The 25,037-nt window shown below is 53.6% G+C and carries 23 protein-coding genes; 11 read left to right on the top strand and 12 right to left on the bottom strand.

Annotation, left to right across the window (positions count from 1 at the left end; genetic code table 11):
• Positions 1–5: 5 nt before the first annotated feature.
• The 3 genes from pncA to sppA form a co-directional block, all read right to left on the bottom strand.
• The gene (gene pncA, locus NNN64_RS08930) at positions 6–644 is read right to left on the bottom strand and encodes a bifunctional nicotinamidase/pyrazinamidase (RefSeq protein ID WP_271441145.1); all 639 of its coding nucleotides are present in this window, start codon (positions 642–644) and stop codon (positions 6–8) included.
• A gap of 14 nt (positions 645–658) precedes the next feature.
• The gene (ansA, locus tag NNN64_RS08925; RefSeq protein ID WP_202038841.1) at positions 659–1,675 is read right to left on the bottom strand and encodes an asparaginase; all 1,017 of its coding nucleotides are present in this window, start codon (positions 1,673–1,675) and stop codon (positions 659–661) included.
• Positions 1,676–1,802: 127 nt separating this feature from the next.
• Positions 1,803–3,659: a signal peptide peptidase SppA gene (gene sppA, locus NNN64_RS08920; RefSeq protein WP_271441144.1), complete on the bottom strand. Its 1,857-nt coding sequence runs from the start codon at positions 3,657–3,659 to the stop codon at positions 1,803–1,805.
• Positions 3,660–3,832: 173 nt separating this feature from the next.
• On the opposite strand from sppA, the gene NNN64_RS08915 reads away from it, so the two are divergent.
• From NNN64_RS08915 to NNN64_RS08905, 3 genes are all read left to right on the top strand, one after another.
• Positions 3,833–4,384 carry an NAD(P)H nitroreductase gene (locus NNN64_RS08915; RefSeq protein WP_202038839.1) on the top strand — a complete coding sequence of 184 codons (552 nt, stop codon included), beginning with the start codon at positions 3,833–3,835 and terminating at the stop codon, positions 4,382–4,384.
• Positions 4,385–4,500: 116 nt separating this feature from the next.
• Complete coding sequence (gene selD / locus NNN64_RS08910) at positions 4,501–5,544, top strand: selenide, water dikinase SelD (protein ID WP_271441143.1); 1,044 nt, start codon at positions 4,501–4,503, stop codon at positions 5,542–5,544.
• Between the two features lie 4 nt (positions 5,545–5,548).
• Positions 5,549–7,489 (top strand): DNA topoisomerase III, encoded by a 1,941-nt coding sequence (locus tag NNN64_RS08905; RefSeq protein WP_271441142.1) that lies wholly within the window; start codon positions 5,549–5,551, stop codon positions 7,487–7,489.
• A 92-nt stretch (positions 7,490–7,581) separates the two neighbouring features.
• Here the strand turns inward: NNN64_RS08905 and gdhA are convergent, their stop codons facing one another.
• Positions 7,582–8,925 (bottom strand): NADP-specific glutamate dehydrogenase, encoded by a 1,344-nt coding sequence (gene gdhA, locus NNN64_RS08900; RefSeq protein WP_003832501.1) that lies wholly within the window; start codon positions 8,923–8,925, stop codon positions 7,582–7,584.
• A 236-nt stretch (positions 8,926–9,161) separates the two neighbouring features.
• Between gdhA and NNN64_RS08895 the strand changes: the two genes are divergently transcribed.
• Positions 9,162–9,437 carry a YnjH family protein gene (locus NNN64_RS08895; RefSeq protein ID WP_137383420.1) on the top strand — a complete coding sequence of 92 codons (276 nt, stop codon included), beginning with the start codon at positions 9,162–9,164 and terminating at the stop codon, positions 9,435–9,437.
• Here NNN64_RS08895 and NNN64_RS08890 read toward each other — a convergent pair.
• Positions 9,397–9,810 (bottom strand): pyrimidine (deoxy)nucleoside triphosphate diphosphatase, encoded by a 414-nt coding sequence (locus NNN64_RS08890; RefSeq protein WP_271441176.1) that lies wholly within the window; start codon positions 9,808–9,810, stop codon positions 9,397–9,399. The two genes, NNN64_RS08895 and NNN64_RS08890, sit on opposite strands and share 41 nt — an antisense overlap.
• A gap of 81 nt (positions 9,811–9,891) precedes the next feature.
• On the opposite strand from NNN64_RS08890, the gene NNN64_RS08885 reads away from it, so the two are divergent.
• A complete protein-coding gene (locus tag NNN64_RS08885) occupies positions 9,892–10,461 on the top strand; it encodes a carboxymuconolactone decarboxylase family protein (RefSeq protein WP_271441141.1) in 570 nt (189 codons plus the stop codon).
• On the top strand, positions 10,454–11,077 hold the full coding sequence (locus NNN64_RS08880) for a CDP-alcohol phosphatidyltransferase family protein (RefSeq protein ID WP_271441140.1): 624 nt from the start codon (positions 10,454–10,456) through the stop codon (positions 11,075–11,077). The genes NNN64_RS08885 and NNN64_RS08880 overlap by 8 nt, the downstream gene beginning before the upstream one ends.
• Positions 11,078–11,121: 44 nt before the next feature.
• Here NNN64_RS08880 and NNN64_RS08875 read toward each other — a convergent pair whose 3' ends face one another.
• The 7 genes from NNN64_RS08875 to xthA form a co-directional block, all read right to left on the bottom strand.
• The gene (locus NNN64_RS08875; RefSeq protein WP_271441139.1) at positions 11,122–12,429 is read right to left on the bottom strand and encodes a sulfurtransferase; all 1,308 of its coding nucleotides are present in this window, start codon (positions 12,427–12,429) and stop codon (positions 11,122–11,124) included.
• Between the two features lie 88 nt (positions 12,430–12,517).
• Positions 12,518–13,150, bottom strand: a complete 633-nt coding sequence (locus tag NNN64_RS08870; RefSeq protein ID WP_271441138.1) for an ATP-binding cassette domain-containing protein — start codon at positions 13,148–13,150, stop codon at positions 12,518–12,520.
• Complete coding sequence (locus NNN64_RS08865; protein WP_271441137.1) at positions 13,150–14,685, bottom strand: thiamine ABC transporter permease; 1,536 nt, start codon at positions 14,683–14,685, stop codon at positions 13,150–13,152. The genes NNN64_RS08870 and NNN64_RS08865 overlap by 1 nt, the downstream gene beginning before the upstream one ends.
• The gene (locus tag NNN64_RS08860; RefSeq protein ID WP_271441136.1) at positions 14,658–15,827 is read right to left on the bottom strand and encodes an ABC transporter substrate-binding protein; all 1,170 of its coding nucleotides are present in this window, start codon (positions 15,825–15,827) and stop codon (positions 14,658–14,660) included. The genes NNN64_RS08865 and NNN64_RS08860 overlap by 28 nt, the downstream gene beginning before the upstream one ends.
• 26 nt (positions 15,828–15,853) lie before the next feature.
• Entirely contained in the window at positions 15,854–16,555 is a 702-nt protein-coding gene (locus tag NNN64_RS08855; protein WP_442870701.1) for a TVP38/TMEM64 family protein, read from the bottom strand.
• A gap of 5 nt (positions 16,556–16,560) precedes the next feature.
• Positions 16,561–17,220, bottom strand: a complete 660-nt coding sequence (locus tag NNN64_RS08850; RefSeq protein WP_271441174.1) for a TVP38/TMEM64 family protein — start codon at positions 17,218–17,220, stop codon at positions 16,561–16,563.
• Positions 17,221–17,440: 220 nt separating this feature from the next.
• Entirely contained in the window at positions 17,441–18,247 is an 807-nt protein-coding gene (xthA, locus tag NNN64_RS08845) for an exodeoxyribonuclease III (RefSeq protein WP_116360166.1), read from the bottom strand.
• Positions 18,248–18,691: 444 nt separating this feature from the next.
• On the opposite strand from xthA, the gene astC reads away from it, so the two are divergent.
• Genes astC through astE form a run of 5 tightly spaced genes read left to right on the top strand, consistent with a single transcriptional unit; the run spans position 18,692 to position 24,716 of the window.
• On the top strand, positions 18,692–19,912 hold the full coding sequence (gene astC, locus NNN64_RS08840) for a succinylornithine/acetylornithine transaminase (RefSeq protein ID WP_271441135.1): 1,221 nt from the start codon (positions 18,692–18,694) through the stop codon (positions 19,910–19,912).
• A complete protein-coding gene (astA, locus tag NNN64_RS08835) occupies positions 19,909–20,943 on the top strand; it encodes an arginine N-succinyltransferase (RefSeq protein WP_271441134.1) in 1,035 nt (344 codons plus the stop codon). The genes astC and astA overlap by 4 nt, the downstream gene beginning before the upstream one ends.
• Positions 20,940–22,418 carry a succinylglutamate-semialdehyde dehydrogenase gene (gene astD, locus NNN64_RS08830; RefSeq protein WP_271441133.1) on the top strand — a complete coding sequence of 493 codons (1,479 nt, stop codon included), beginning with the start codon at positions 20,940–20,942 and terminating at the stop codon, positions 22,416–22,418. The genes astA and astD overlap by 4 nt, the downstream gene beginning before the upstream one ends.
• Positions 22,415–23,758: an N-succinylarginine dihydrolase gene (gene astB / locus NNN64_RS08825; RefSeq protein WP_271441132.1), complete on the top strand. Its 1,344-nt coding sequence runs from the start codon at positions 22,415–22,417 to the stop codon at positions 23,756–23,758. Before astD ends, astB begins: the two co-directional genes overlap by 4 nt.
• Complete coding sequence (astE, locus tag NNN64_RS08820; protein ID WP_271441131.1) at positions 23,751–24,716, top strand: succinylglutamate desuccinylase; 966 nt, start codon at positions 23,751–23,753, stop codon at positions 24,714–24,716. Before astB ends, astE begins: the two co-directional genes overlap by 8 nt.
• Positions 24,717–25,037: the final 321 nt, after the last annotated feature.

Here is a 25,037-nt window from a genome sequence, read left to right as displayed (position 1 = left end):
AAACGTTAGCGCTGCGTTTCTTCCCAGTCAGCCAGCGTGTACAGCGTTGCTCCGGCTGTAGCCATTTCCATAAAGGCGTGCGCGCTGTCTTCTGGCTGAATATTTACCCCACGGCAACCGTCAGTAATAACGCTGACGGTATAGCCAAGATCGAGCGCATCCAGTACGGTAAATTTTACGCAATAGTCGGTTGCCAGACCCATGATGATCAGTTCAACCATGCGATTTTCCAGCAGCCATGCATTAAGCGCGGTTGCCTGACGACGGCCGTTATCAAAAAAGGCGCTGTAACTGTCGACCAGTGGATTTTCACCCTTGGTGAAGGTTTGAGAAATCGCACGCTGGTTCAACAGCGGATGCAGGGCAGCACCTTCGCTGTTTTGCACACAGTGATCGGGCCAGAACGTCTGTGGCAGTCCGTCCAGTTGCCCCTGACTGTAAGGCGCAACCTGATGCTGGCTGGCAAAACTACCGTGATTCGCCGGGTGCCAGTCCAGACTGGCAACGACGGTGTCACCGCGTACGGCACACCAGTCGATCAGACGGTTGGCAATATCGATTGTGCTGTCGCCTTGCGGGACGGCAAGTGCGCCACCGGCACAAAAATCATTCTGTAAATCGACCAGCAATAAGGCTCGGGCCATCGTCATAGACTCCTTTACTCGTCCGGTGTGAGCTCACCACGCAGATTTTGCGTCATCGCTTCGCGAATTGCCTGGGTATCCAGGTTCTGACTCAGCAAATAATGCAGCTTGGTAAGCGTAGCTTCGACGGTCATGTCCGCGCCGCCAATGACTCCCGCGTGCGCCAGCGCATTACCCGTCGCGTAACCGCCCATATTGACCTTGCCGGACATGCATTGGGTGAGATTCACCACCACAATGCCACGCGAACTGGCATCTTCAAGCTCTTTCAAAAACTCTTTGTTTTGTGGTGCATTACCGACACCGTAGGATCGAAGAATTAACGCTTTCACGGGCTGGCGCAGGAAATTTCGCACCACGTCAGCAGAGATCCCTGGGTAAATCGTGACCACGCCGATCGGCTGCGGGGTGATGGGGTGAACAATCAGTGAGCCCACACCATGCGGTGCGGGTGGAGTCCCCAGCCGGCGGATGTGGATTCCCGCTTCCAGTAGTGGAGCAAGGTTCGGTGAGGCGAAAGCGTCAAAACCGTCAGCATGTGCTTTGGTTGTACGGTTGCCACGAAACAGGCGATTGTTGAAAAACAGGGTGACTTCATTAATCGGGTAATTTGCCGCAACGTACAATGCATTCAGCAAATTGATTTGTCCGTCCGAGCGTAGTTCTGCTAGTGGAATTTGTGACCCTGTCACAATGACCGGTTTACCCAGATTTTCCAGCATAAAAGAGAGCGCCGACGCGGTAAACGCCATGGTGTCGGTACCGTGAAGAATGACAAAACCATCGTAATCGTCATAGTGGGCTTTGATGTCTTCGGCAATATGTTGCCAGTCTTCCGGCGTCATATCGGAGGAATCCATCAGTGGGACGTATTCATGGATGGTGAAGTCTGGCATCTCAGGGCGGTGGAATTCAGGCATCAATGCCAGTTGGCGCTGCAGATGACCCGAAACCGGAATGTAACCCTGTTCAGAGCGCTGCATACCTATGGTACCGCCGGTATAGGCAACGTAAATCGATTTCTTTTGCATGACGATTTTCTTAAGGAGTCAGGATATTAATATAGCCGGATGGCTGCTATGCCTTATCCGGCCTAAAAGTTGCGCGATATTCGTAGGCCGGATAAGACGCCTTAGCGTCCTGTCCGGCAATAGCGACTTAACGGACGTTGGCGCAGGTCAGGCAGAACGCATAACGATTTTGCGGATCGTTAAACGCAGCCAGTTTATCTCCTTCAGCTTTTACCGCGCTGGCAGCAGAAGCCAGCGGTGCCGGGAGCATTGCCTGAAGGGCTTCTGGCAGCATGGCGCGCACCGAACCTGACATGCTGTCCATGACCATATCCACGAAGGTAGGTTCGTCCTGATAATACTCAATGTGCCATTGTTTCAGTTTTGCCAGCTCTGCAGCTTTCGCGACGGCATCATCGAAATCGCCCAGGCTGTCTACCAGTCCGTTTGCTTTTGCATCCTGACCGGTCCAGACATGACCCTGAGCAATTTTATCAATCTGCTCCGGTGTCGTCTTACGCGCATCCGCAACCAGCGTGATAAAGCGCTTATAGCCGTTCTCGATGCTTAACTGCATCATTTGCTGTACTTCCGGCGGTAACGCTTTGGTGATGGAGATATCCGCCAGTGGGGACGTTGCAACACCGTCAGTATGTACGCCAATTGAATCCAGGCTGTTTTCTACGGTATTGATAACACCAAAGATGCCGATGGAGCCGGTCAGGGTGCTGGGGTTTGCCACGATGTAGCTTGCAGGCGTGGAGATCCAGTACCCCCCGGACGCCGCCATGCCGCCCATGGAAACGACAACCGGTTTGCCCGCTGCTTTTGCCGCTGCCAGCTCAGAACGGATCACTTCCGAGGCGCTGACGCTACCGCCAGGGCTATTCACGCGCAGGACAATGGCCTTCACTTTCGGATCGAGGCGTGCTTCACGGATCTGTGCGGCGGTCGTATCGCCACCCACATTCCCTGGCGTTTCCTCTCCGTCCATAATGGCACCGTTGGCGAAGACGACGCCGATGCTGTCCCCGGTATCAGCAGGTGTTTTCAGCGTGTAATCGTAGTAGCTGACAGAGCGGTAGTTTTTATCCGCTTTGCTCCAGCCAAACTGTTTGGTCAGCAGCTTTTCGACTTCAGCACTGGAGGCGAGAGCATCCACCAATTTGTTATCGAGAGCATATTTCGCCGTATCACCGTCGACTTTCGTCAGGCCGTCCAGCATCGCTTGCGCGCCAGGGAATACCTGTTGCGCCGGGATTTGCCGGTTAGCGGCGACCGTATCGAGATAGTTCTGCCACAGCTCGCCAATCCAGCGGCTGTCAGCTTCACGCGCGGCAGGTGACATATCATCACGGATAAACGGCTCGACGGCGGATTTATAGGTGCCCACGCGGAATACGTGCGTTGAGACTTTCAGCTTATCCAGCAGGGATTTGTAGTACAGACCGTTGGTGGCAAAGCCGTGCAGATCAACGGAACCCTGCGGAGATAGCCAAATTTTGTTGGCAAAACTTGCCAGGTAATACTGCCCCTGGCTGAAGTTATCGCCTACAGCAAAGACAGGCTTACCGCTGTCGCGGAACTCGCGTAGCGCTTTACCGATATATTGCATCGACGGTTGGTCGGCACCGGCGAAGTTTTTCAAGTCCATCACGATGCCGGTAATATTGCGGTCATCTTTGGCCTGTCGAATGGTATTCACGATATCGAACAGGGAGTTTTCCTGTAGACGATCGGAACTTGCGCCAAACAGCTGACGACCGATGACACTTAACCGACTGGTGCTTGAAGGTTTATCAACAATAACCCCCGAGATATCCAGCAGCAGTGCGCCACGTTCAGCATGTTCGCTGGTGTTGCTGCTACTGACCTGCATCCAGATCCCCACGCCCACCAGTACTAAAAAGATAAAGAACAGGTTAAGCACAAATTCACGGACGAAATTGAGTAATCGCCATGTCCATTTAAAAAATCCGGCAATAAATCGCCACAGGGTTCGCATGTATTCTCCCTACCGATTAACAACACGCCCCCGTGAGCCACGAGAAAGGCGTTAAGATGTGGCTATCGTAATGACCCGGCAGGCACTTGTCAGCAGGAATCACTACCTGTGCTGTAACAAAATCCGCCCACGTGTTAATTTTGTGAACAAATATCATTGTTGGAGTTAAGCAAATGGATGCACTCGAATTACTTATGACCCGTCGTAGCGCTTCTCGTCTTGTCGAACCGGCCCCGGCGGGAGAGCAACTGCAAAATATCCTGCGCGCCGGTATGCGTGCGCCAGACCACAAATCGCTACAACCGTGGCAATTTTTTGTGATTGAAGGCGAAGGGCGCGAACGTTTTAGTGCCGTGCTTGAAAAAGGCGCGATTGCTGCCGGAAGTGATGAAAAAGCACAGGAAAAAGCCCGTACAGCACCGTTTCGCGCGCCGCTGATTATCGCTGTGGTGGCAAAATGTGAAGAAAGCGACAAGGTCCCGATGTGGGAACAAGAAATGTCCGCAGGCTGCGCGGTAATGGCGATGCAAATGGCGGCGATTGCGCAAGGGTTTGGCGGGATTTGGCGCAGCGGAGCCTTAACGGAAAGTACGGTAGTCCGCGAAGCGTTTGATTGTCGTCCACAGGATAAAATCGTCGGTTTTCTCTATCTGGGAACGCCGCAGCTAAAAGCCTCCACCTCGATTAATCTTGCCGATCCGACCTCATTCGTCCGTTATTTCTGACATCAACGGCAAAACTGTCTGGATTATGAGCAAAGACACCCTAATTCAGACAGTCACTCTTACCACATCATGGAATGAGCGCTACCATATCCGCATTGCAATGACAGGAGATGTCCATGAGCGAGAACGCTATTCGTTTAACACAATACAGCCACGGAGCCGGTTGCGGTTGTAAAATTTCCCCGAAAGTGTTGGAAACCATCCTGCACAGCGAGCAGGCGAAGTTTGTTGATCCGAATTTACTCGTGGGTAATGAAACCCGCGATGACGCGGCGGTGTACGATCTGGGTAACGGCACCAGCGTTATCAGTACCACCGATTTCTTTATGCCGATTGTCGATAATCCGTTTGATTTTGGCCGCATTGCTGCGACCAACGCTATCAGCGACATTTTTGCGATGGGCGGCAAACCGATTATGGCAATCGCTATTCTGGGCTGGCCTCTTGATAAGCTGGCGCCGGAAATAGCCCGCGAAGTGACCGAAGGTGGGCGTTTTGCCTGTCGTCAGGCGGGGATTGCACTGGCGGGTGGACACTCTATTGATGCCCCTGAACCAATCTTTGGACTCGCTGTGACGGGTATTGTGCCAACCGAACGTGTGAAGAAAAACAGCACCGCTGAGGCTGGATGTAAGCTGTTCCTCACCAAACCACTGGGTATTGGTGTACTGACCACCGCAGAGAAGAAATCGCTGCTGAAACCGGAACACGTCGGACTGGCGACAGAAGTGATGTGCCGTATGAACATTGCCGGTGCGGCATTTGCCGATATCGACGGTGTGAAAGCCATGACCGATGTAACCGGTTTTGGTCTGCTGGGTCATTTGAGCGAGATGTGCCAGGGGGCCGGCGTTCAGGCGCAGATCGTCTACCAGGACATTCCTAAACTTCCTGGCGTGGAAGAATACATCGCACAGGGCGCAGTGCCGGGCGGTACGCAGCGTAACTACGCGAGCTATGGACACCTGATGGGGGAAATGCCGCAATCGGTACGCGATCTGCTGTGCGATCCGCAAACTTCCGGCGGCTTACTGCTGGCGGTAACACCGGAATCTGAAGCTGAGGTCAAAGCCGCAGCTGCGCAGCTTGGTATCGATCTCACGGCTATCGGTGAGCTAGTGGAAGCCCGCGGCGGTCGCGCCATGGTTGAGATTCGTTAACCCGATGCGGTTGTTTATTGCCGAAAAACCGAGTCTGGCGCGCGCCATCGCCGATGTGTTACCCAAGCCACATCGTAAAGGTGACGGTTTCATTGAATGCGGAAATGGGCAAGTGGTGACCTGGTGTATCGGTCACCTGCTTGAACAGGCGCAGCCAGACGCCTACGACAGTCGTTATGCTCGCTGGAGCCTGGCCGATCTGCCGATTGTTCCGGAAAAGTGGCAACTACAGCCGCGTCCCTCTGTGACTAAGCAACTCAACGTCATTAAACGCTTTTTACATGAAGCCAGCGAAGTTATTCACGCCGGAGACCCCGATCGTGAAGGACAACTGCTGGTGGACGAGGTGCTGGATTACCTGCAGCTTGCCCCCGAAAAACGCCAGCAGGTGCAACGTTGCCTGATTAACGACCTCAACCCACAGGCAGTGGAGCGGGCGATAGAGCGTCTACGTGCAAACAGCGATTTCATCCCACTGTGCGTGTCGGCACTGGCACGCGCACGCGCGGACTGGCTGTACGGCATCAATATGACGCGTGCTTACACTATTCTCGGGCGCAACGCAGGGTACCAGGGCGTTCTTTCTGTTGGCCGTGTACAGACACCGGTGCTTGGGCTGGTTGTACGTCGCGATGAAGAGATCGAGAATTTTGTCGCTAAAGATTTTTTTGAGGTGAAAGCGCATATCGTGACACCCGCCGATGAGCGTTTTACCGCCATCTGGCAACCCAGCGAGGCCTGTGAACCTTATCAGGACGAAGAAGGGCGTTTACTGCATCGTACGCTGGCTGAGCATGTGGTGAAGCGCATCAATGGTCAGCCAGCGATAGTCACCAGTTATAATGATAAACGGGAATCAGAATCCGCGCCGCTGCCGTTTTCGCTGTCGGCGCTGCAGATTGAAGCCGCGAAACGCTTCGGTTTAAGTGCGCAAAATGTTCTGGATATCTGCCAGAAACTGTACGAAACCCACAAGCTGATTACCTATCCGCGTTCGGACAGTCGCTATCTACCGGAGGAGCACTTTGCCGGACGTCACGCGGTGTTGAACGCGATTAGCGTTCATGCCCCGGATCTGTTGCCGCAGCCTGCTGTGAATCCCGATACGCGCAATCGTTGTTGGGACGATAAAAAGGTGGATGCGCACCACGCTATTATTCCAACAGCGCGTAGCTCAACCATCAATCTCAATGACAATGAGTCGAAGATTTACACTCTGATTGCGCGTCAGTATCTGATGCAGTTTTGCGCGGATGCTGTTTTTCGTAAGTGCGTCATTGAACTGGATATCGCCAAAGGTAAGTTTGTTGCCAAGGCGCGTTTCCTGGCTGAGGCCGGATGGCGTACGCTGCTCGGTAACAAAGAGCGCGATGAAGATAACGACGGTACACCGCTGCCAGTGGTGGCAAAAGACGATGCATTGCTGTGTGAAAAAGGCGAAGTGGTTGAACGCCAGACCCAGCCGCCGCGTCACTTTACCGATGCGACGTTGTTATCGGCAATGACCGGGATCGCGCGTTTTGTGCAGGATAAAGATCTGAAAAAGATCCTCCGCGCGACGGACGGACTGGGGACAGAAGCAACACGAGCCGGGATTATCGAATTACTGTTTAAACGCGGATTCCTGGTGAAAAAAGGGCGCTATATCCATTCGACCGATGCCGGAAAAGCGCTGTTCCACTCGCTGCCTGAAATGGCGACACGCCCGGATATGACCGCGCACTGGGAGTCGATTCTGACCCAAATTAGTGAAAAACAGTGTCGTTATCAGGACTTTATGCAACCGTTAGTCGGAACGCTGTATCAGTTAATCGACCAGGCTCGTAGTACACCCGTTCGCCGGTTCCGTGGGATTGCTGCACCTGGCGGTAGTGATAAGAAAAAGAGTGTGCCGCGTAAACGTCCGGCAAAAAAAAGCCCGCCAGCAGATGAGGCGAGCGTGTAGTGTATTCGTAGGCCGGATAAGGCACGCGTGCTGCATCCGGCAATGCCTGATGGCGCGACGCTTATCAGGCCTACGGGAGCTACAGTTCTGAATTAAATCACACCCTGGCCCAGCATCGCGTCGGCAACTTTCACAAAGCCTGCGATGTTGGCGCCGCGCACATAGTTGGTTTGTTTGCTTTCACCGCCGTACTCGACACAGGCGTGGTGAATATCCAGCATGATATGGTGCAGACGGGCATCGACTTTCTCTGCCTTCCAGCCCAGACGCGCGGCATTCTGCGCCATTTCCAGACCGGATGTGGCGACACCACCTGCGTTAGCGGCTTTGCCTGGCGCAAACAAAACGCCTGCTTCCAGGAACAGATCGGTGGCCTCGATGGTCGTCGGCATATTTGCGCCTTCGGCGACGGCTTTTACGCCATTGGCGATCAGTACGCGTGCGGCATCGACATCCAGTTCGTTCTGGGTTGCGCATGGCAGGGCGATATCAACCGGAACAGACCAGGGTTGTTTACCTTCCAGGTAGGTCAGACCAAATTCACGGGCGTAATCCGCCACGCGACCGTCACGGCTGTCTTTAATCGCGCACAGACGCGCCAGTTTTTCTTTTGTAAAACCACTTTCATCAACCACGGTACCGCTGGAGTCGGAGGCGGTAACCACGCGCGCACCAAACTCCATCGCCTTCTCAATGGCGAATTGCGCAACATTACCGGATCCGGAAACGGCCACACGCATCCCTTCAAAACCCAGACCATGACGTTTGAGCATCGCTTCGGTGAAGTACACCAGACCGTAGCCAGTTGCTTCCGGGCGAATCAGGCTGCCACCGAAAGAAAGGCCTTTTCCGGTGAAGACGCAGGCGCTGTTATTGGACAGCTTTTTCATCATCCCGGCCATAAAGCCGACCTCACGACCGCCCACGCCGATATCACCCGCAGGGACGTCGGTATCGGGCCCTAAATGGCGGAACAGTTCCGTCATCAGCGCCTGACAAAAACGCATGATTTCGCCTTCGCTTTTACCTTTCGGATCAAAGTCGCTACCGCCTTTACCACCACCCATTGGCAGCGTGGTGAGTGCGTTTTTAAAGGTCTGCTCAAAGCCGAGGAACTTCAGGATCGACAGGTTCACCGAAGGATGGAAACGCATGCCGCCTTTGTACGGGCCAATTGCGGAGCTGAACTGTACGCGCCACGCACGGTTAACCTGTACCTGATTGCGATCGTCGAGCCAGACCACGCGGAACTGGATCACGCGCTCAGGTTCAACCAGACGCTCCAGCAAGGACATTTGACGATAGCGCGGGTTTTGCTCAAGGAACGGCCACAGTGTCGTCATTACCTCACGAACGGCTTGCGCGAACTCGGTCTGATTCGGGTCGCGCTTTTGTACATGGTTGAGAAACGACTCCAGAGAACATGTCTGATCCATAGATATAAGAACCTCTTATGTATTGATATGGTTATATTTTTGATATTTGTGTTAAGTGTTTTGCAGTTTTTGACTATACCATCAGCAGTGTGACGAGACGCAAGAAAAAATTAATCCCGCTAAGTAAATTAATATCGCGGCGTTGCTCATAACCAAAAACGATGATGGAGGAACTAAAGTTTCTGCCGGTTTATACCGTTATACTGAGCATAGATGTCAGTTAAAAAGGAAAGAATATGCGCCGTTTAATCATGGCAGGTGCGTTGGTGATGTTATCCAACGGGGTACTGGCAAATCAGCTTTATCGTCCGGATGTGCAAGTGAATGTGCCGCCGGAAGTGTTCAGTTCCAGCGGCCAGCGCGCGCAGCCCTGTAATCAGTGCTGCATTTATCAGGATCAAAACTATTCAGAAGGGGCGGTGGTGAAAGCCGATGGCGTGCTGCTACAGTGCCAGCGCGATGAGAAAACCATCAGCACGAACCCGCTGGTCTGGCGGCGTGTAAAAGAATAAACGCTTCTAATAGCGGGATATCGGCAGGCGCGAGTGGATAACGCAGCGCCTCTTCGGGTGAGCACCAGACCAAATCCTGATGCTCATGGGCGTAAAGCTCGCCCTGATAAGCCGGCACGTGCCAGGCATGCAGATGTATCAATCGGCCTGATACTTCGCGCTGATGACTGGCGACGTAATTCCCAACGATAGCCTCGATACCCAGTTCCTCACGTAATTCACGGACCAGCGCTTGTGGTTGGCTCTCTCCAGGTTCAACCTTACCACCAGCAAATTCCCACATACCGGATTGATCTGCATGCTGCGGGCGTTGAGCCAGTAAAATTTTGCCATCACGTTCAATAATCGCGGCGACCACGTCGAGGGTTTTCATCATATTCATCAAGATCTAACAGCAGAAAATGACATAATATAGTTAACCATGGGTTTGACCAAAAGTATTCAGGAGCAACCGTTGAATGAACCTCAGTCATGGGTAAAACCGTTGACGCGCATCCCTTCCAGTTTGAAACCGCTTGTTGCAACACAGAAAAAACACTATGGCGATGTGCTACATCCCACGCGCTGGTGGGGGCGAATGCCATTTCTGTTCTGGCTGGTGGCGCTGTTTGTTGGCTTCCTGGAGCGTAAGCGGGCGCGCTTAACGCCGGTGATGCGAGCATTGTTGATGACACGTGTTTCTCAGGTGTGCCATTGCGCCTTTTGTGTGGATGCCAACAGTTTACGTCTGGCTGAACGCTGTGGCGCACTGGATAAAGTATTACAAGTGGCTAATTGGCAGGAATCGACGCTGTTCAGTGAAGAAGAACGTGTCGCACTGGCTTATGCGGATGCCGTTACGGCCACGCCGCCTCGGGTTGATGAGGCATTAAAGGCGCAAATGAAGTTGCATTTTACCGAGGATGCCATTACTGAAATGACCGCGCTGATTGCGTTCCAAAATCTCTCGGCGCGCTTTAATGCCGCCCTTGATATTCCTTCGCAGGGACTGTGCGACACCTTCAAAGGACGCCCACATGCTTGACTGCCATCTTCATCCGCGCTTAAAACCGCTTTTGCATCGGTGTGTGCTGGTTATCGATAAGCCTGCAATTACGCCGGATGGCCTGACACTGGTTGGTTTTGCCATTGGTGTGCTGGCGTTGCCGTTTCTGGCTTTAGGTTGGTATCAGGCGGCGTTGGTGGTTATCGTGCTAAATCGTCTGTTTGATGGACTGGACGGTGCGCTGGCGCGGCGCAGGGGGCTTACTGATGCCGGCGGGTTTCTCGATATCTCGCTCGATTTTCTTTTTTACGCCTTAGTACCGTTTGGTTTTATTCTGGCCGCACCGGAGCTGAATGCGCTGGCCGGCAGCTGGCTGTTGTTCGCCTTTATCGGAACGGGGAGTAGTTTTCTCGCCTTTGCCGCGTTGGCGGCGAAACACCAGATTGATAATCCGGGTTATGCGCATAAGTCGTTTTATTATCTGGGCGGGCTGACCGAAGGAACCGAGACCATTTTGTTGTTTGTGCTGGGCTGCCTGTTCCCGGGATATTTTGCCCTGATGGCATGGATATTTGGCGCGCTGTGCTGGATGACAACACTCACCCGGATCTGGAGTGGATATTTGACGCTGAAAGCGGTTCAGCGTCAGGCGTAACGTATTGCGTTGCCGGATACGCTTATCCGGCAATCATGCCAATCTTACTTGCTGCTGTCCGGACCACGTTCACCGCTGGCTACCGGGTTCTTCGGATCGCTGCTCCACTCATACCAACCGCCATCATAGACCGACACGTTTTGCCAGCCCATTGCGCGGGCGTACATAAAGGTTTCTGAGGCGCGCCAACCGGTACCGCAATAGAAAGAGACCTGCTGATCCGGCAGAATGTTCCATTGCTTCCACATTGCGGCGATGTCGTCTGCACTGCGCATCGTACCATCCGGATTATGGAAATCTTCCATGTGAGTGGAGTCACTTCCCGCATGGCCCCAACGAGCGCCAGCGATTTCACCTTTTGGCTTGATGTAGCTGTATCCACTGGTGGTACCGATAAACTCTGGCCATGAACGGATGCTGACCAGTGACGCATCCTGGCGATGCAGCAAGCCGCGAGCCTGTGTCATATCCAGCATCAATTGTGGTTGGGCGGGGATCGTGACGCCAAAATCCGGTTCTGGTTTGACCGTCGGCGGGGTGCCGCGTTCGACGGGTAAACCTGCGTCGGACCAGGTTTGCCAGCCACCGTCGAGCAGGCGCACATCTTTTACACCCGCATACAGCATGATTTGCGCCACGCGTGCAGCGGCGTACACATCGCGACCATATAAAATGACCGTGGTGTCGTGGCGGATACCGTGTTTAGCCAGCATCGCTTTTAGCTGTTCGTCGGAGACTTTATTCCACAGCGGTTCGCTTTCCACTTCGTTAGTGTCAATGTATCCCGCACCCGGAATATGGCTCAGCAGATAAAATTTTGGCGCACCCCAGGCCGCTTCAATGACTTTCCAGTCACCAGCCGGTTTTGCGGTAACGTCTTTACCTTGCTGAAGATCGTGCAGCCATTGTGGGTAGACCAACTGTTCGAAGTGCGGCAGGCGCTGCAAGCGTGCAGGGTCCTGTAGCGCATCGCTAAGGGTCGAAATATGGTTAAAACCCACTTTTTGCAGGCGGTTTTTGACGGCTTTCACATCGCTGTCGTTGCCATACAGTGCCACTGGCACATCGGTTTTTAACTGATGTGCCTGAACCCAGGCGCTAAGTTGTTCATCGTTCATCTTGTCGAGCCAGGCGGCAGACAGATTCAGTGCGGAGGGTTCGTGCCCGGAAGGGCCATTGAGCGACTGAGGCCAGCCATTATAAAAAGCGCTCTGACGGGTATCGATTGCCGCGCCTTGTTTTTGCTGTAACTGGTTGAGGGTAAGCGTCTGTGCTGTTTCAGCAGCCCAGGAAGAAGCGCAAGCGAGCCCTAAAGCCAGTGCCAGCGCGGTCATTTGAGAAACACGTTTCATCGAATAGCCCGACGTTGAAAAAAAGAGGACGACATTGTGTGCCGCCGGTTAAGTAAAATCCTTGCGTTAACGCAGCATAACGCCACATTCACGCCCAGGAATCCATTTGTACTACACGGCCTGCCGGGGGGACGTCTTGCGTATCGTGGGTGACTTGCACCACAGGTATCCCCAACTTCCGCACTTCGGTGAAAACCCACAGGCGAAACGTATCCCGCAGTGACGCATCCAGGCGACTGAAGGGTTCATCCAGCAGCAAAGCCTGCGGTTGTGCCAGCAAGGCGCGAAGCAGGGCGATGCGTGAGCGTTGCCCTCCGGACAGCGATGCCGGGTCGCGATGATAAAAGCCTGCCAGGTCCGCGCGCTCAAGGGCATGTTCCACTTCATCGCGTCTCGCCGTACCTTTCAGGTCAGCGGGTAGTGCCAGTGATAAATTTTGCCCAACACTGAAATGATCAAACAGCAGGGCATCCTGGAACAGAATACCAATCTGGCGCTGTGCGGTAGGTAATGTGTCAATGCGCCGTTCATTGAGCCATAGTTGACCGGAGGCACGAAATTGATCGGGGAGCGCACCAATCATCCACGAAAATAGTGAAGACTTGCCGCTACCCGAAGGCCCCATAATAGTGACGATGTCACCTTTATTGACCTGAAGGTTGACGCCTGTCAGCAGGGGTGTTGAACCCAGGTACAGGGAAACATCTTGCACTATGAGCATTAGCGGAGTCCTTGTCGAAAGCGGCCAACCCAGGCGGAGAGCGAGGCTGCGAGTGCGAAAACAACCAACGGTAACAGCAATTGCCATAGCGCCTGTGCCGCCAGAATAGCGGTGCTGCCACCGCTGCTTAATGCTACGGCTTCGGTCGTGAGTGTGGGATAACGACCTGCGCCCAACCATAATGTTGGCATGTACTGGGCAATACTCACCGAAAATCCTACGGCGAAAGCAATCAGTGCCGGGCGCAGAATCAACGGGCATTTTACCTGCCAGAAGATGCGGTTTTGTGTCCAGCCCAGCGTTTGCGCAATCACAATAAGGCGCGAGTCAATACGCTGCCATGCAGGTTTAAGCACAAACAGCATCCACGGTGTTACCCACAATAAATGCCCCCAGACCACCGTGATAAACTGGCCATCCTGTTGGGCATATAGCGCCAGCGTATATTGCCCGGTGACCAGCGGTAACGCGGGTAAGATAATGGGCAACCAGACCCAACGGTGCCCGGTTTGTGGCCCCCATTCCAGCCATATCAACAGCGTGGCCAGCGCAAGCGTACTGGCCAGAAGCCCCATTAGCAGGCTATTGATCAGCGCATCTCGGTTCAGCGATGAGTATTCTGCCATCAGGAGCAAAACGACTGCGCACACAATGCCGCTGAGGGGCAGAAGCTGTATCAGCGAGCGTCCGGCTGTACAGGATGAAAAATGCAGGCGTACACCGCTGATTGCCGGAATTGTGCGCCGCCAGCCGCGCCAGAGCAGATAGCCCGCCAGCGCAAAAATGACCAGTAACAGCACCAGCAGCAAACTGGCGAGCGCGCCTTTTGTCTGCTGGTCGGCGTCGCCCTGACTTAACCATTGCCAGCTCAACACCGCGAGTGTTGGCGGGTTGCCGGGGCCAAGGACGATGGCGACATCCACGACGGAGAGCGACCACGCGACAATCGCCAGCATAACTTTCCCTAGCGCTGGCGCGATAGAGGGCAGTACCAGCCAGTTCAGACACTGCAATCGGCTGTAACCCAGAGAGTCCAGCACGATGACCTGTTGCGACAACTGCTTGTCACTCAATAAAGCGGAAAGGATCCAGAGCAAGAAAGCGCTTTCTTTCACCGCCAATGTGATGCCCAGACCCACACCGTAGCGGTCCAATAGTGGGCTGAGAAACGGCAATAGACGGTAGAGCATGCCGCCTTCGGCAAAAAGTAACAGCGTGCTGGTGGCAAAGGCAACGTGCGGAACCGCCAGCAGCCAGGGGAGGTGAGTACAAAGCCGCACCCATCTGGCGCCGGGCCAGAATGCAAGAACGGTCAGCAGGGCGATACTGAGCGCGCCAGTGGCTGCCAGCGTGACAGAAACCAGTGTCGCCAGTAGCGCTTGCAGGAGTTGGGGATCGGCAAACAGCGCCAGCCAGTGTGCAATGGAAAGCGCTGGCGCAATTAGCGTAAAAGCCGCAGGGACCAGCGGCAAATAGATTGCCGTCATGAAGGCCCAGAGCAGCAGAATTAATGCGTACCGTAACGGCGTAGCCATTCTTGTTCCAGTGCATTTACCCAGGCTGCGTGTGGCTCAGGCAGGACAGCGGGGAGTCCTTTCGGGATTCGAGCCAGTAGCGCCTCCCGCTGTTCGGCTGGTAATTTTTTGGGGGCAAGCACTGAAGGATCGCCCCAAAAGGTGGGGTCAGCTTTGCGGAGCTGCGCTTCAGGCGAGAGCAGGAAGTTAGCCACCACTTTCGCCCCAGCACTGGCACGCGCATTAGCGGGAATGGTGACAAAATGCACATTGCCCAGCATGCCCTGAGAGAAGCCAAAACTATAGCTATTTTTCGGTAACTCGCCGCGAGCGATTTTTTGCTGTGCATGCGCAGGGTTAAAGGTTAACGATATCCGCAGCGTGCCGCTATTCAGCAGGGCATCCATCCGCGCAGGCGTAGAGGGAAAGTCTTTCCCTTCGCGCCACAGTACGGGATGTAAAGCGTCAAGATACTGCCACAAGGGGGCGGTAACCTCGGCGAACGTGGCTGCATCGGGAGCACTTTTCAGTGCTTGTGGTTTTGCAGTGAGCGTAATCAGCAACTGTTCGAGAAAAGCGGTACCGGTAAAGTCGGGTGGGCGCGGATAGGTCACCGTGCCGGGATGCGCTCGCGCAAATTCCAGCAGTGTCTGCGCAGAGCGAGGGGGCTGTTCTGTGATATCCCGATTGGCGATAAAGGTTAACTGCGCGCCACCCCACGGAGATTCGGCACCCTCAGTTGGAATGGCGAAGTCTTCAGTCACCGGTTGTTGGGTATCCACGTAGCGCCAGTTGGGCAGCATTTGCGCCCACTGCGTTTGCAGCAGACCAGCGTCTTTCAGCGTGCGAAAATTCTCGCCATTGACCCACAGGAGATCAACCGAACCACCTGTTTTACGCCCTGATGCCGCTTCGGTCTGGATGCGTTTTACAGCATCGGCGGCATCCGCCAGACGGACAATTTTCAGGTTAATGGCATAGTGTGTTTTCATCTCACCGCTAACCCAGTCGAGATACTGATTAACGGCGTTATCGCCTCCCCAGGCGTTAAACCACACCGTCTGACCCCGGGCGTCGTTTTTGATGTGCTGCCAGTTCTCACTCTGCGCAAAGGTCGCCAGCGGAGAGAGCAGCAAACTCAGGCACAATAAACAGTAACGCATAGTATCTCCAGTCGTTTATGGAGGCTTCAGGAACGCTTCCTGTGCCGCTCAAGATAAAGGCCTCTTGCCACTGAAATCACGACACTCAGGGCAAACAGAATAAACAGCCCGGTCACGAACCAATATGTGCCGCCGGTCAGCAGGCTACCAGCCCATGAGTAAACGATAGTGGCAGGTAACTGGCCAAGACCGGTGGCGATGAAAAAATGACGAAAGCGGATGGACGTCAGGCCGGCGGCGTAACTGACCGGATCGAATGGAACGAAAGGTAACAGGCGGCAGACCAGAATGGCGTGTTTACCGTAGCGCTCAAAAAAGGCGTCCATATTTTTCAACACCGTTTTACCGGTTAATCTTTCTACTGCGCTGCGGCCGAACACCCGGGCGATAAAAAAGCAGAGTGCTGCCCCCGCCATCGCACTGGTCCAGGAGAGAACACCTCCCCAGAATGCGCCAAACAATGAGGCATTCGCAAAGGTGATCAGGAAGGCGGGAAGCGGGGCGATGATCGCCTGTAAAATCATCAGGAAGAACGATACGACCGCGGCCTGGGGACCCCAGGAACGAATGAAATTTTCAAGAGCATGCTGATCAAGCGTGGTAAACGCAGTCAGGCTCTGTGTGAGAAAGTCTCTCACGTCGGGCAGCCATGCCCACGCCATTAACGCGACGACCAACAGGGCAATGAACCCAGCCCGGCAACACTTTCTGAACTGTGTCTTATTCAGCGTTCTCATTTACCGGCAAGCTCTCGATTTGCAGAGGGGTCGACATGTTTATATCGGGCCCAGGCTTTTGCCGCCTGCACGAGGGCAAACAAGGCAAAGCCTGCAACACTGAGTTTAACGATAAACGCCCAGGTGATGCCTTCACTGGCGAGTTCGTGTGACATCAGCGTATAGATAAAGATACCTGGTAACGTGGTGACAGCTGAAATCAGAGTAAATGACCAGAACGGAATGGCCGTCAGTCCGTAAGCATAGTTTTGAATATTATAAGGAAACAGGGGGACGAGACGGGTCAGGATCAGAAAGTCGATACCGCTATGGGCAATCCCTTTTTCGATCGCCTGAAACGTCGCCGTATGCCCGACGTGTTGCAGTAATAGTTCCCGCCCAAGCCAGCGTGCCAGTAAAAATGACAATGCCGAGGCAACGGTTGCTGCCAGTAAAGAGATGAGCGTGCCAACCAGTGGGCCGAAAAGGATACCGCCGACAATCACCAGAATGCTGCCAGGTATCAGGCACAGTGCCGCGACGATAAAGAGCAGAATATAAAGCGCGTAGCCGAACAGCCCTCTTTGGCGGATGACATCTTGTAAATGATGGAGATTGGTTATCAGGTCAGACAGACCAAAATAGTGGAAAACCCCAGCCAGGGCGCAGAATAGCACTGCCACAATCAGCAGTCGGTATTCTGCCTTATGCGAACTTCTTTTTCATGGGGGGTCTCCTGTAAATCCGTGGGTGATGAAGCGTTTTCACCAGCGAAAAGTGCGCGCGAAGATATATTAAAATCCCGCTCGCAACAATGTATTACCGTCGCTTTATTGATTTTGCACAGAATATACTGACTCTCCAGGCGAGGCCCGGAGAGCGAAAAAATGCTGATGATTAGACGCGGAATTTTGCCCACACTGGCGCGTGGTCGGACGGTTTTTCCATGCTGCGGATCTCATAGTCGATACCCGTTTCTTCGCAGCGTTCCGCCAGCGGATTGCTTGCCAGCAGCAGGTCAATACGCAGACCACGGTTATCGTCGAAGCCTTTCGAGCGGTAATCAAACCACGAAAACTGGTCGTTTTTATCAGGATGCGCGTGACGATAGGTGTCCACCAGTCCCCAACCTAACAGACGTTCCATCCACTCGCGTTCTTCCGGCAGGAAGGAACATTTCCCGGTACGCAACCAGCGTTTGCGATTCTCTTCGCCGATGCCGATATCCAGGTCGGTTGGGCTGATATTCATATCACCCATGATCAGCACCGGATTATCGCGTTTCAGCTCCGTCTCAAGATAGTTTTGTAAGTTCTGATAGAACGCCGCTTTTGCCGGGAATTTAGTTTCATGGTCGCGGCTTTCGCCCTGTGGGAAGTAGCCGTTGATGACGGTGATGTTGCCAAGCGGAGACGGGATCTCCGCCATAATGATACGGCGCTGAGCCTCTTCGTCATCATTCGGGAAACCACGGCGCACTGCGATCGGTGTTTCTTTGGTTAACAGTGCCACACCGTAATGGCCTTTCTGACCGTGATAGAAAACGTTGTAGCCCAATTTTGCTACCTCTTCGAGAGGGAACATATCGTCGTGAACTTTTGTCTCCTGTAAGCCAATAACATCCGGTTGGTGTTTTTCGACAATGGCTGCCAGTTGATGAGGTCGGGCACGCAGGCCGTTGATATTAAAAGAGACAAATTTCATAGTCGCTGCCACTTTGTAAGATGAATAGTGCAAGGATGGTAGCAGAATTTCCACGAACTGACTGCTTCTTGTCACCTGATTCCAACAATGATTGCTAATGGTGTTAACGATGGAGCAAAAACTGCACCGTTTTGGCGCGAAGCGCGTCGCTATGGGGCAATAATTTCCGATAAATTTCGTATACGATCACAATTCCAGAATTATATTTGGCGACTGAATAAAATTGCGGTTTTTCCTCTATTTAGTCCTCTGATACGCAAACATATTCACTTTATATGCACGGATAGTGAATATCGTTGTGTTGTAACTTGTTGATATTCCGTTTAACGACTCCGTTTATGCACTTTTTTCGCTGGCTGGCACGAACCCTGCAATCTACATTTACACCGCAAACACTATATTTATTAACATATAAATAACCTTTTATTTACCGTTGAGGTCGCTATGTCTCTGTCAGTTACGCGTGAAAATTTTGATGAATGGATGATGCCTGTCTATGTCCCAGCGCCTTTTATTCCGGTGCGTGGTGAAGGTTCACGTCTGTGGGATCAACAGGGTAAAGAGTATATCGATTTCGCGGGAGGCATTGCGGTTAACGCACTGGGACATGCGCATCCGGCATTGCGTGAGGCATTAAACGACCAGGCCAGCAAATTCTGGCATACCGGCAACGGTTACACCAACGAACCGGTATTACGTCTGGCGAAGAAGCTTATCGACGCGACGTTTGCCGAGCGTGTTTTCTTCTGCAACTCCGGCGCAGAGGCTAACGAAGCCGCACTAAAACTGGCGCGTAAATTTGCCCACGATCGGTTTGGCAGCCAAAAAAGCGGCATTGTGGCATTTAAAAACGCCTTCCACGGTCGCACGCTGTTTACCGTCAGTGCCGGGGGGCAGCCAGCCTATTCACAGGATTTCGCACCACTGCCGCCGGATATCCGTCATGCGGTGTATAACGATCTCGACTCCGCCAGCCAATTGATTGATGACACCACCTGTGCGGTTATTGTGGAGCCAGTGCAGGGGGAAGGTGGCGTCGTGCCGGCAACCACCGCGTTTTTACAGGGGCTGCGTGAATTATGCGATCGTCATAATGCGCTGCTGATTTTTGATGAGGTACAGACCGGCGTTGGGCGTACCGGCGAACTGTATGCCTATATGCACTACGGTGTGACACCAGACCTGCTGACGACGGCCAAAGCGCTTGGCGGTGGATTCCCTATTGGCGCGTTATTGACCACAGAGCGTTGCAGCAGCGTGATGACCGTGGGCACTCACGGCACAACTTACGGCGGAAACCCATTAGCCACTGCCGTAGCGGGTAAGTTGCTGGAAATTGTTAACACACCGGAAGTCCTCAATGGTGTGAAACAGCGTCATGACTGGTTTGTGGAGCGTATTAACGCTATTAACGAACGTTTTGGATTGTTTAGTGAAATCCGTGGCCTGGGGCTGCTGATTGGTTGTGTGTTGAATGCGGAATTTGCCGGAAAAGCGAAACAGATCTCCCAGGAAGCGGCCAATGCAGGCGTCATGGTGTTGATTGCCGGCGGTAACGTGGTGCGTTTTGCGCCTGCGCTAAATGTCAGCCAGGAAGAGGTGGCAACCGGACTCGATCGTTTTGCGCTGGCATGCGAACGCATTAAAGCAGGAGGTTCATCATGATGGTGATCCGTCCCATTGAACACGCGGATATCACCGCGTTAATGCAGCTTGCCAGTAAGACCGGCGGTGGGTTGACGTCATTGCCCGCAAATGAAGCCACGCTGGCGGCGCGTATTGATCGTTCGTTGAAAACCTGGCGAGGCGAGTTGCCTAAAAGCGAGCAGGGCTACGTTTTTGTATTGGAAGACAGTGCCACCGGAACCGTGGCGGGGATTTGTGCGATTGAAGTGGCGGTAGGGCTTAACGATCCCTGGTACAACTACCGTGTTGGCACGCTGGTTCATGCTTCGAAAGAGTTGAATGTCTATAACGCATTGCCGACGCTGTTTCTCAGTAACGATCACACCGGAAGCAGTGAGCTTTGCACCCTGTTTCTCGATCCGGACTGGCGTAAAGAAGGTAACGGCTATTTGCTGTCGAAGTCGCGCTTTATGTTTATGGCAGCGTTTCGTGACCGTTTTAACGAAAAAGTCGTTGCAGAGATGCGGGGTGTCATTGATGAACACGGTTATTCACCATTCTGGCAAAGCCTTGGCAAGCGCTTTTTCTCGATGGAATTCAGCCGCGCAGATTTTCTCTGTGGCACCGGACAAAAAGCGTTTATTGCAGAGCTGATGCCTAAACATCCTATATATACCCACTTCCTGTCGGAAGAAGCGCAAAGCGTGATTGGCGAAGTGCATCCGCAAACGGCGCCAGCCCGTGCGGTGCTGGAGAAAGAAGGGTTTCGCTACCGCAACTACATCGATATTTTCGACGGCGGGCCGACGCTGGAATGCGATATCGACCGGGTACGTGCTATCCGCAAAAGTCGACTGGTGGAAGTGGCTGAAGGTCAGCCTGCACTGGGCGAATTTCCTGCCTGCCTGGTGGCTAATGAAAATTACCAAAACTTCCGCGTCATGTTAGTGCGTGCCGATCCGAATACCCAGCGACTGGTACTGACGGCAGCACAACTGGACGCCCTGAAATGCCACGCGGGTGACCATGTACGTTTTGTGCGTCTTTGTGCAGAGGAGAAAGCAGCATGACATTATGGATAAACGGTGACTGGGTGACCGGGCTGGGCGCACGACGGGTGAAAACGAACCCGGTGAGTGGGGACGTGCTGTGGCAAGGCAATGATGCCGATGCGACTCAGGTAGCACTGGCATGCCAGGCGGCGCGGGCTGCCTTTCCGGGCTGGGCGAAACAGACTTTTGCCGCCCGGCAGGACATTGTCGAGAAATTCGCGACGCTGCTGGAGAGTAATAAAGCAGAACTGACGGCGATCATTGCACGGGAAACCGGCAAGCCGCGTTGGGAAGCTGCAACCGAACTGACGGCGATGATCAATAAAATTGCCATCTCAGTGAAGGCGTATCATACCCGTACCGGAGAACAGCATAACGCGCTGCCAGATGGTGCAGCGACGTTACGTCATCGCCCACACGGTGTGCTGGCCGTGTTTGGCCCGTATAACTTCCCCGGTCATTTACCTAATGGTCATATCGTTCCGGCGTTGTTGGCTGGCAATACGCTGATTTTCAAGCCCAGCGAGCTGACGCCGTGGACCGGTGAGGCAGTGATCAAACTGTGGGAACAGGCGGGATTACCGCCGGGCGTATTGAACCTGGTTCAGGGGGGGCGTGAAACAGGACAGGCACTGAGTGCGCTGGAGGACCTTGATGGTCTGTTGTTTACCGGTAGCGCAAATACGGGTTATCAGCTGCATCGTCAGCTATCTGGCCAGCCGGAAAAGATCCTCGCGCTGGAGATGGGCGGGAACAACCCGCTGATTATCGAGAACCCCGAAGATATTGATGCGGCGGTACATCTGACTATTCAATCAGCGTTTGTTACAGCCGGGCAACGGTGTACCTGTGCCCGTCGTCTGCTGGTTAAAAAAGGGGCGCAGGGCGATGCGTTTCTGGCGCGGCTGGTGGATGTCTGTCAGCGTTTAATACCGGACAACTGGGATGCACAACCGCAACCGTTTATTGGTGGGCTTATTTCTGAACAGGCCGCGCAACATGTTTGTGATGCCTGGCAACACCTTGAAGCGCAGGGAGGGCGAACCCTACTGGCACCACGGCAGGTACGCGCGGGGACTTCACTGTTGACCCCCGGCATTATTGAACTGACCGGCGTGGCGAATGTCGCGGATGAAGAAGTCTTCGGCCCGCTGCTCAGTGTCTGGCGTTATGACAGCTTTGATGATGCGATTCGCATGGCCAACAATACCCGCTTTGGTTTGTCGTGCGGGCTGGTTTCACCGGATCGCAATCAGTTTGACCAATTGCTACTGGAAGCTCGTGCGGGCATTGTCAACTGGAATAAACCGCTAACCGGCGCAGCAAGCACCGCGCCGTTCGGTGGGATTGGTGCTTCAGGCAACCATCGCGCCAGTGCGTGGTATGCCGCAGATTATTGCGCCTGGCCGATGGCGAGCCTGGAATCTCCGACCCTGACGCTGCCGACAGCGCTTAGCCCAGGACTCGATTTTTCATGCGAGGATAAGCCATGAAAGCGCGCGAAGTAAATTTCGACGGTCTGGTGGGACTGACTCACCATTATGCGGGGTTGTCATTTGGCAATGAGGCCTCAACCCGACACCGTTTTCAGGTGTCGAATCCCCGTCTGGCGGCGAAACAGGGCCTGTTGAAGATGAAGGCGTTGGCCGATGCCGGATTCCCGCAGGCGGTGATCCCACCTCACGAGCGTCCCTATATTCCCGTGCTGCGCCAGTTGGGATTTAGCGGCAGTGATGAACAGGTGCTGGAAAAGGTGGCACGGCAGGCACCTCACTGGCTCTCCAGTGCCAGTTCCGCTTCGCCGATGTGGGTGGCGAATGCGGCCACGGTCTGTCCTTCGGCAGATTCGCTGGACGGGAAAGTGCATCTGACGGTCGCCAACCTGAATAACAAGTTTCACCGTTCGCTGGAGGCTCCGACCACTGAAGCGTTGTTAAACGCGATCTTCCGTGATGAGAGCCGCTTTACGATCCATAGTGCATTGCCGCAAGTTGCGTTACTGGGTGATGAAGGTGCGGCTAACCATAACCGCCTCGGCGGTGATTATGGTGATCCCGGCGTGCAGGTGTTTGTCTATGGTCGTGAAGAGGGCAACGGCGCGCAGCCGAAGCGTTATCCGGCGAGGCAATCACGTGAGGCCAGCGAAGCTGTTGCGCGCCTGAATCACGTGAACCCTAAGCAGATTATCTTTGCTCAGCAAAACCCGGATGTTATCGATCTTGGTGTGTTTCATAACGATGTTATTGCGGTATCAAATCGTCAGGTGCTGTTTTGTCATGAATTGGCGTTTGCCAACCAGCAGGCGTTGTTAGAGCAGTTACGTAGCCAGGTGGCGGGATTTACGGCGCTGGAAGTTCCCCTGGCGGAAGTGTCAGTGCAGGATGCTGTGGCAACGTATCTGTTTAACAGCCAGCTACTCAGTCGTGATGACGGTTCAATGATGTTGGTCTTGCCGCAGGAATGCCGGGAGCATGCAGGGGTATGGCATTATTTAAACCGTCTGCTTGAAGATGACAACCCGATTGACGATCTACGGGTATTCGATCTGCGCGAAAGCATGTCCAACGGTGGTGGCCCGGCGTGTCTGCGCCTTCGGGTCGTGTTAACCCCACAGGAGCAACAGGCGGTGAACCCGGCGGTTCTCATGAATGATGTGCTGTTTAACACGCTGAATAACTGGGTTGATCGTTACTATCGCGATCGCCTTACCGCAGCCGATCTTGCTGACCCGCAGTTGCTGCGCGAAGGGCGTGAAGCATTGGATACGTTGACACAATTACTCAAACTCGGTTCGGTGTATCCCTTCCAGCAGGAGCGTACACGTCATGGATAATTTCCTTGCGCTGACGCTTGCGGGAGACTCGCCAGATACCTCCCGGGGGAAAGCTCACGGTTTTGACTGGCAATGGATTGGGCATGGCATGCTGGAACTGACGCCGGTTGTCCCGGTTGAGCGTTCGCTGGTTTTGTCTGCGGGCATTCATGGTAACGAAACCGCACCAGTAGAAATACTGGATACATTGCTGTCCGGGGTGTTTAGCGGCAAGCTGCCGCTGACATGGCGGCTATTGGTGATCCTGGGCAATCCGCAGGCGTTAGCTGCGGGCAAACGCTATTGTCATAGCGATCTGAACCGTATGTTTGGTGGCCGCTGGCAGCTCTTCGATGAGAGCAGTGAAACACGGCGTGCCCGCGAGCTTGAACTGTGTCTGGAAGATTTTTACGCGCGGGCAAAGGCACCTGTTCGCTGGCATCTCGATCTCCACACGGCTATTCGCGGGTCACATCATTTGCGTTTTGGCGTGCTACCGCAGCGTGATGTGGCATGGGATGAGGCGTTCCTTCACTGGCTGGGGGATGCGGGGCTGGAGGCTCTGGTTTTCCACCAGGCACCAGGCGGAACGTTTACCCATTTTAGTGGGGAGCATTTTGGCGCGCTGGCCTGCACGCTGGAGCTGGGCAAGGCGCTGCCGTTTGGGCAAAACAACCTGTCACAGTTTGCTCACACTGCGCAGGCGCTGGCAATGTTGTTGACAGGCAGACCCGTAGCGGCAGCTGAGACGCCGCCGTTACGTTATCGCGTGGTAGCGCAAATTACACGGCGCAGCGACGATTTCATTCTCTACATGGACAACCAGACACTTAACTTTACCGCATTTAAAGAGGGAACCGTACTGGCTCAGGATGGTGATGAACGTTTTATCGTCACCCATGACGTTGAATATGTTCTCTTTCCTAATCCCAATGTGGCCTGTGGTTTACGCGCGGGACTGATGCTGGAAAGGTTGTAAAAGATATATCCGCCCTTGGGTTAATCTCTGAGGGCTTATTTTTGCGTGCTGTTTATATTTATTACGGATTATTCCTGGTAAGTTGCTTTCTTAATAACCAGAGTTCAGGTATAGTTCTTCATAATCCTTTCAAAATCATCCTGTTGTAATTTTTTATTTCAACTCTCCGCAATTTATTCTTTTTTTCTTCATAATTGATGAAAGTTTGTTTTTTACACTTTCATTGTTTTACCGTTACTCTGATTAATTGACGCTTAAGCCGGTAAAGTTTATCTCGTCAACACGACATCACGTTGCATAAGAGTCGCATGAATGTCGTAA

The organism is Citrobacter sp. Igbk 14 (assembly GCF_028069825.1).
Classification (GTDB): domain Bacteria; phylum Pseudomonadota; class Gammaproteobacteria; order Enterobacterales; family Enterobacteriaceae; genus Citrobacter.
This window is presented reverse-complemented; position numbering and strand designations above follow the sequence as displayed.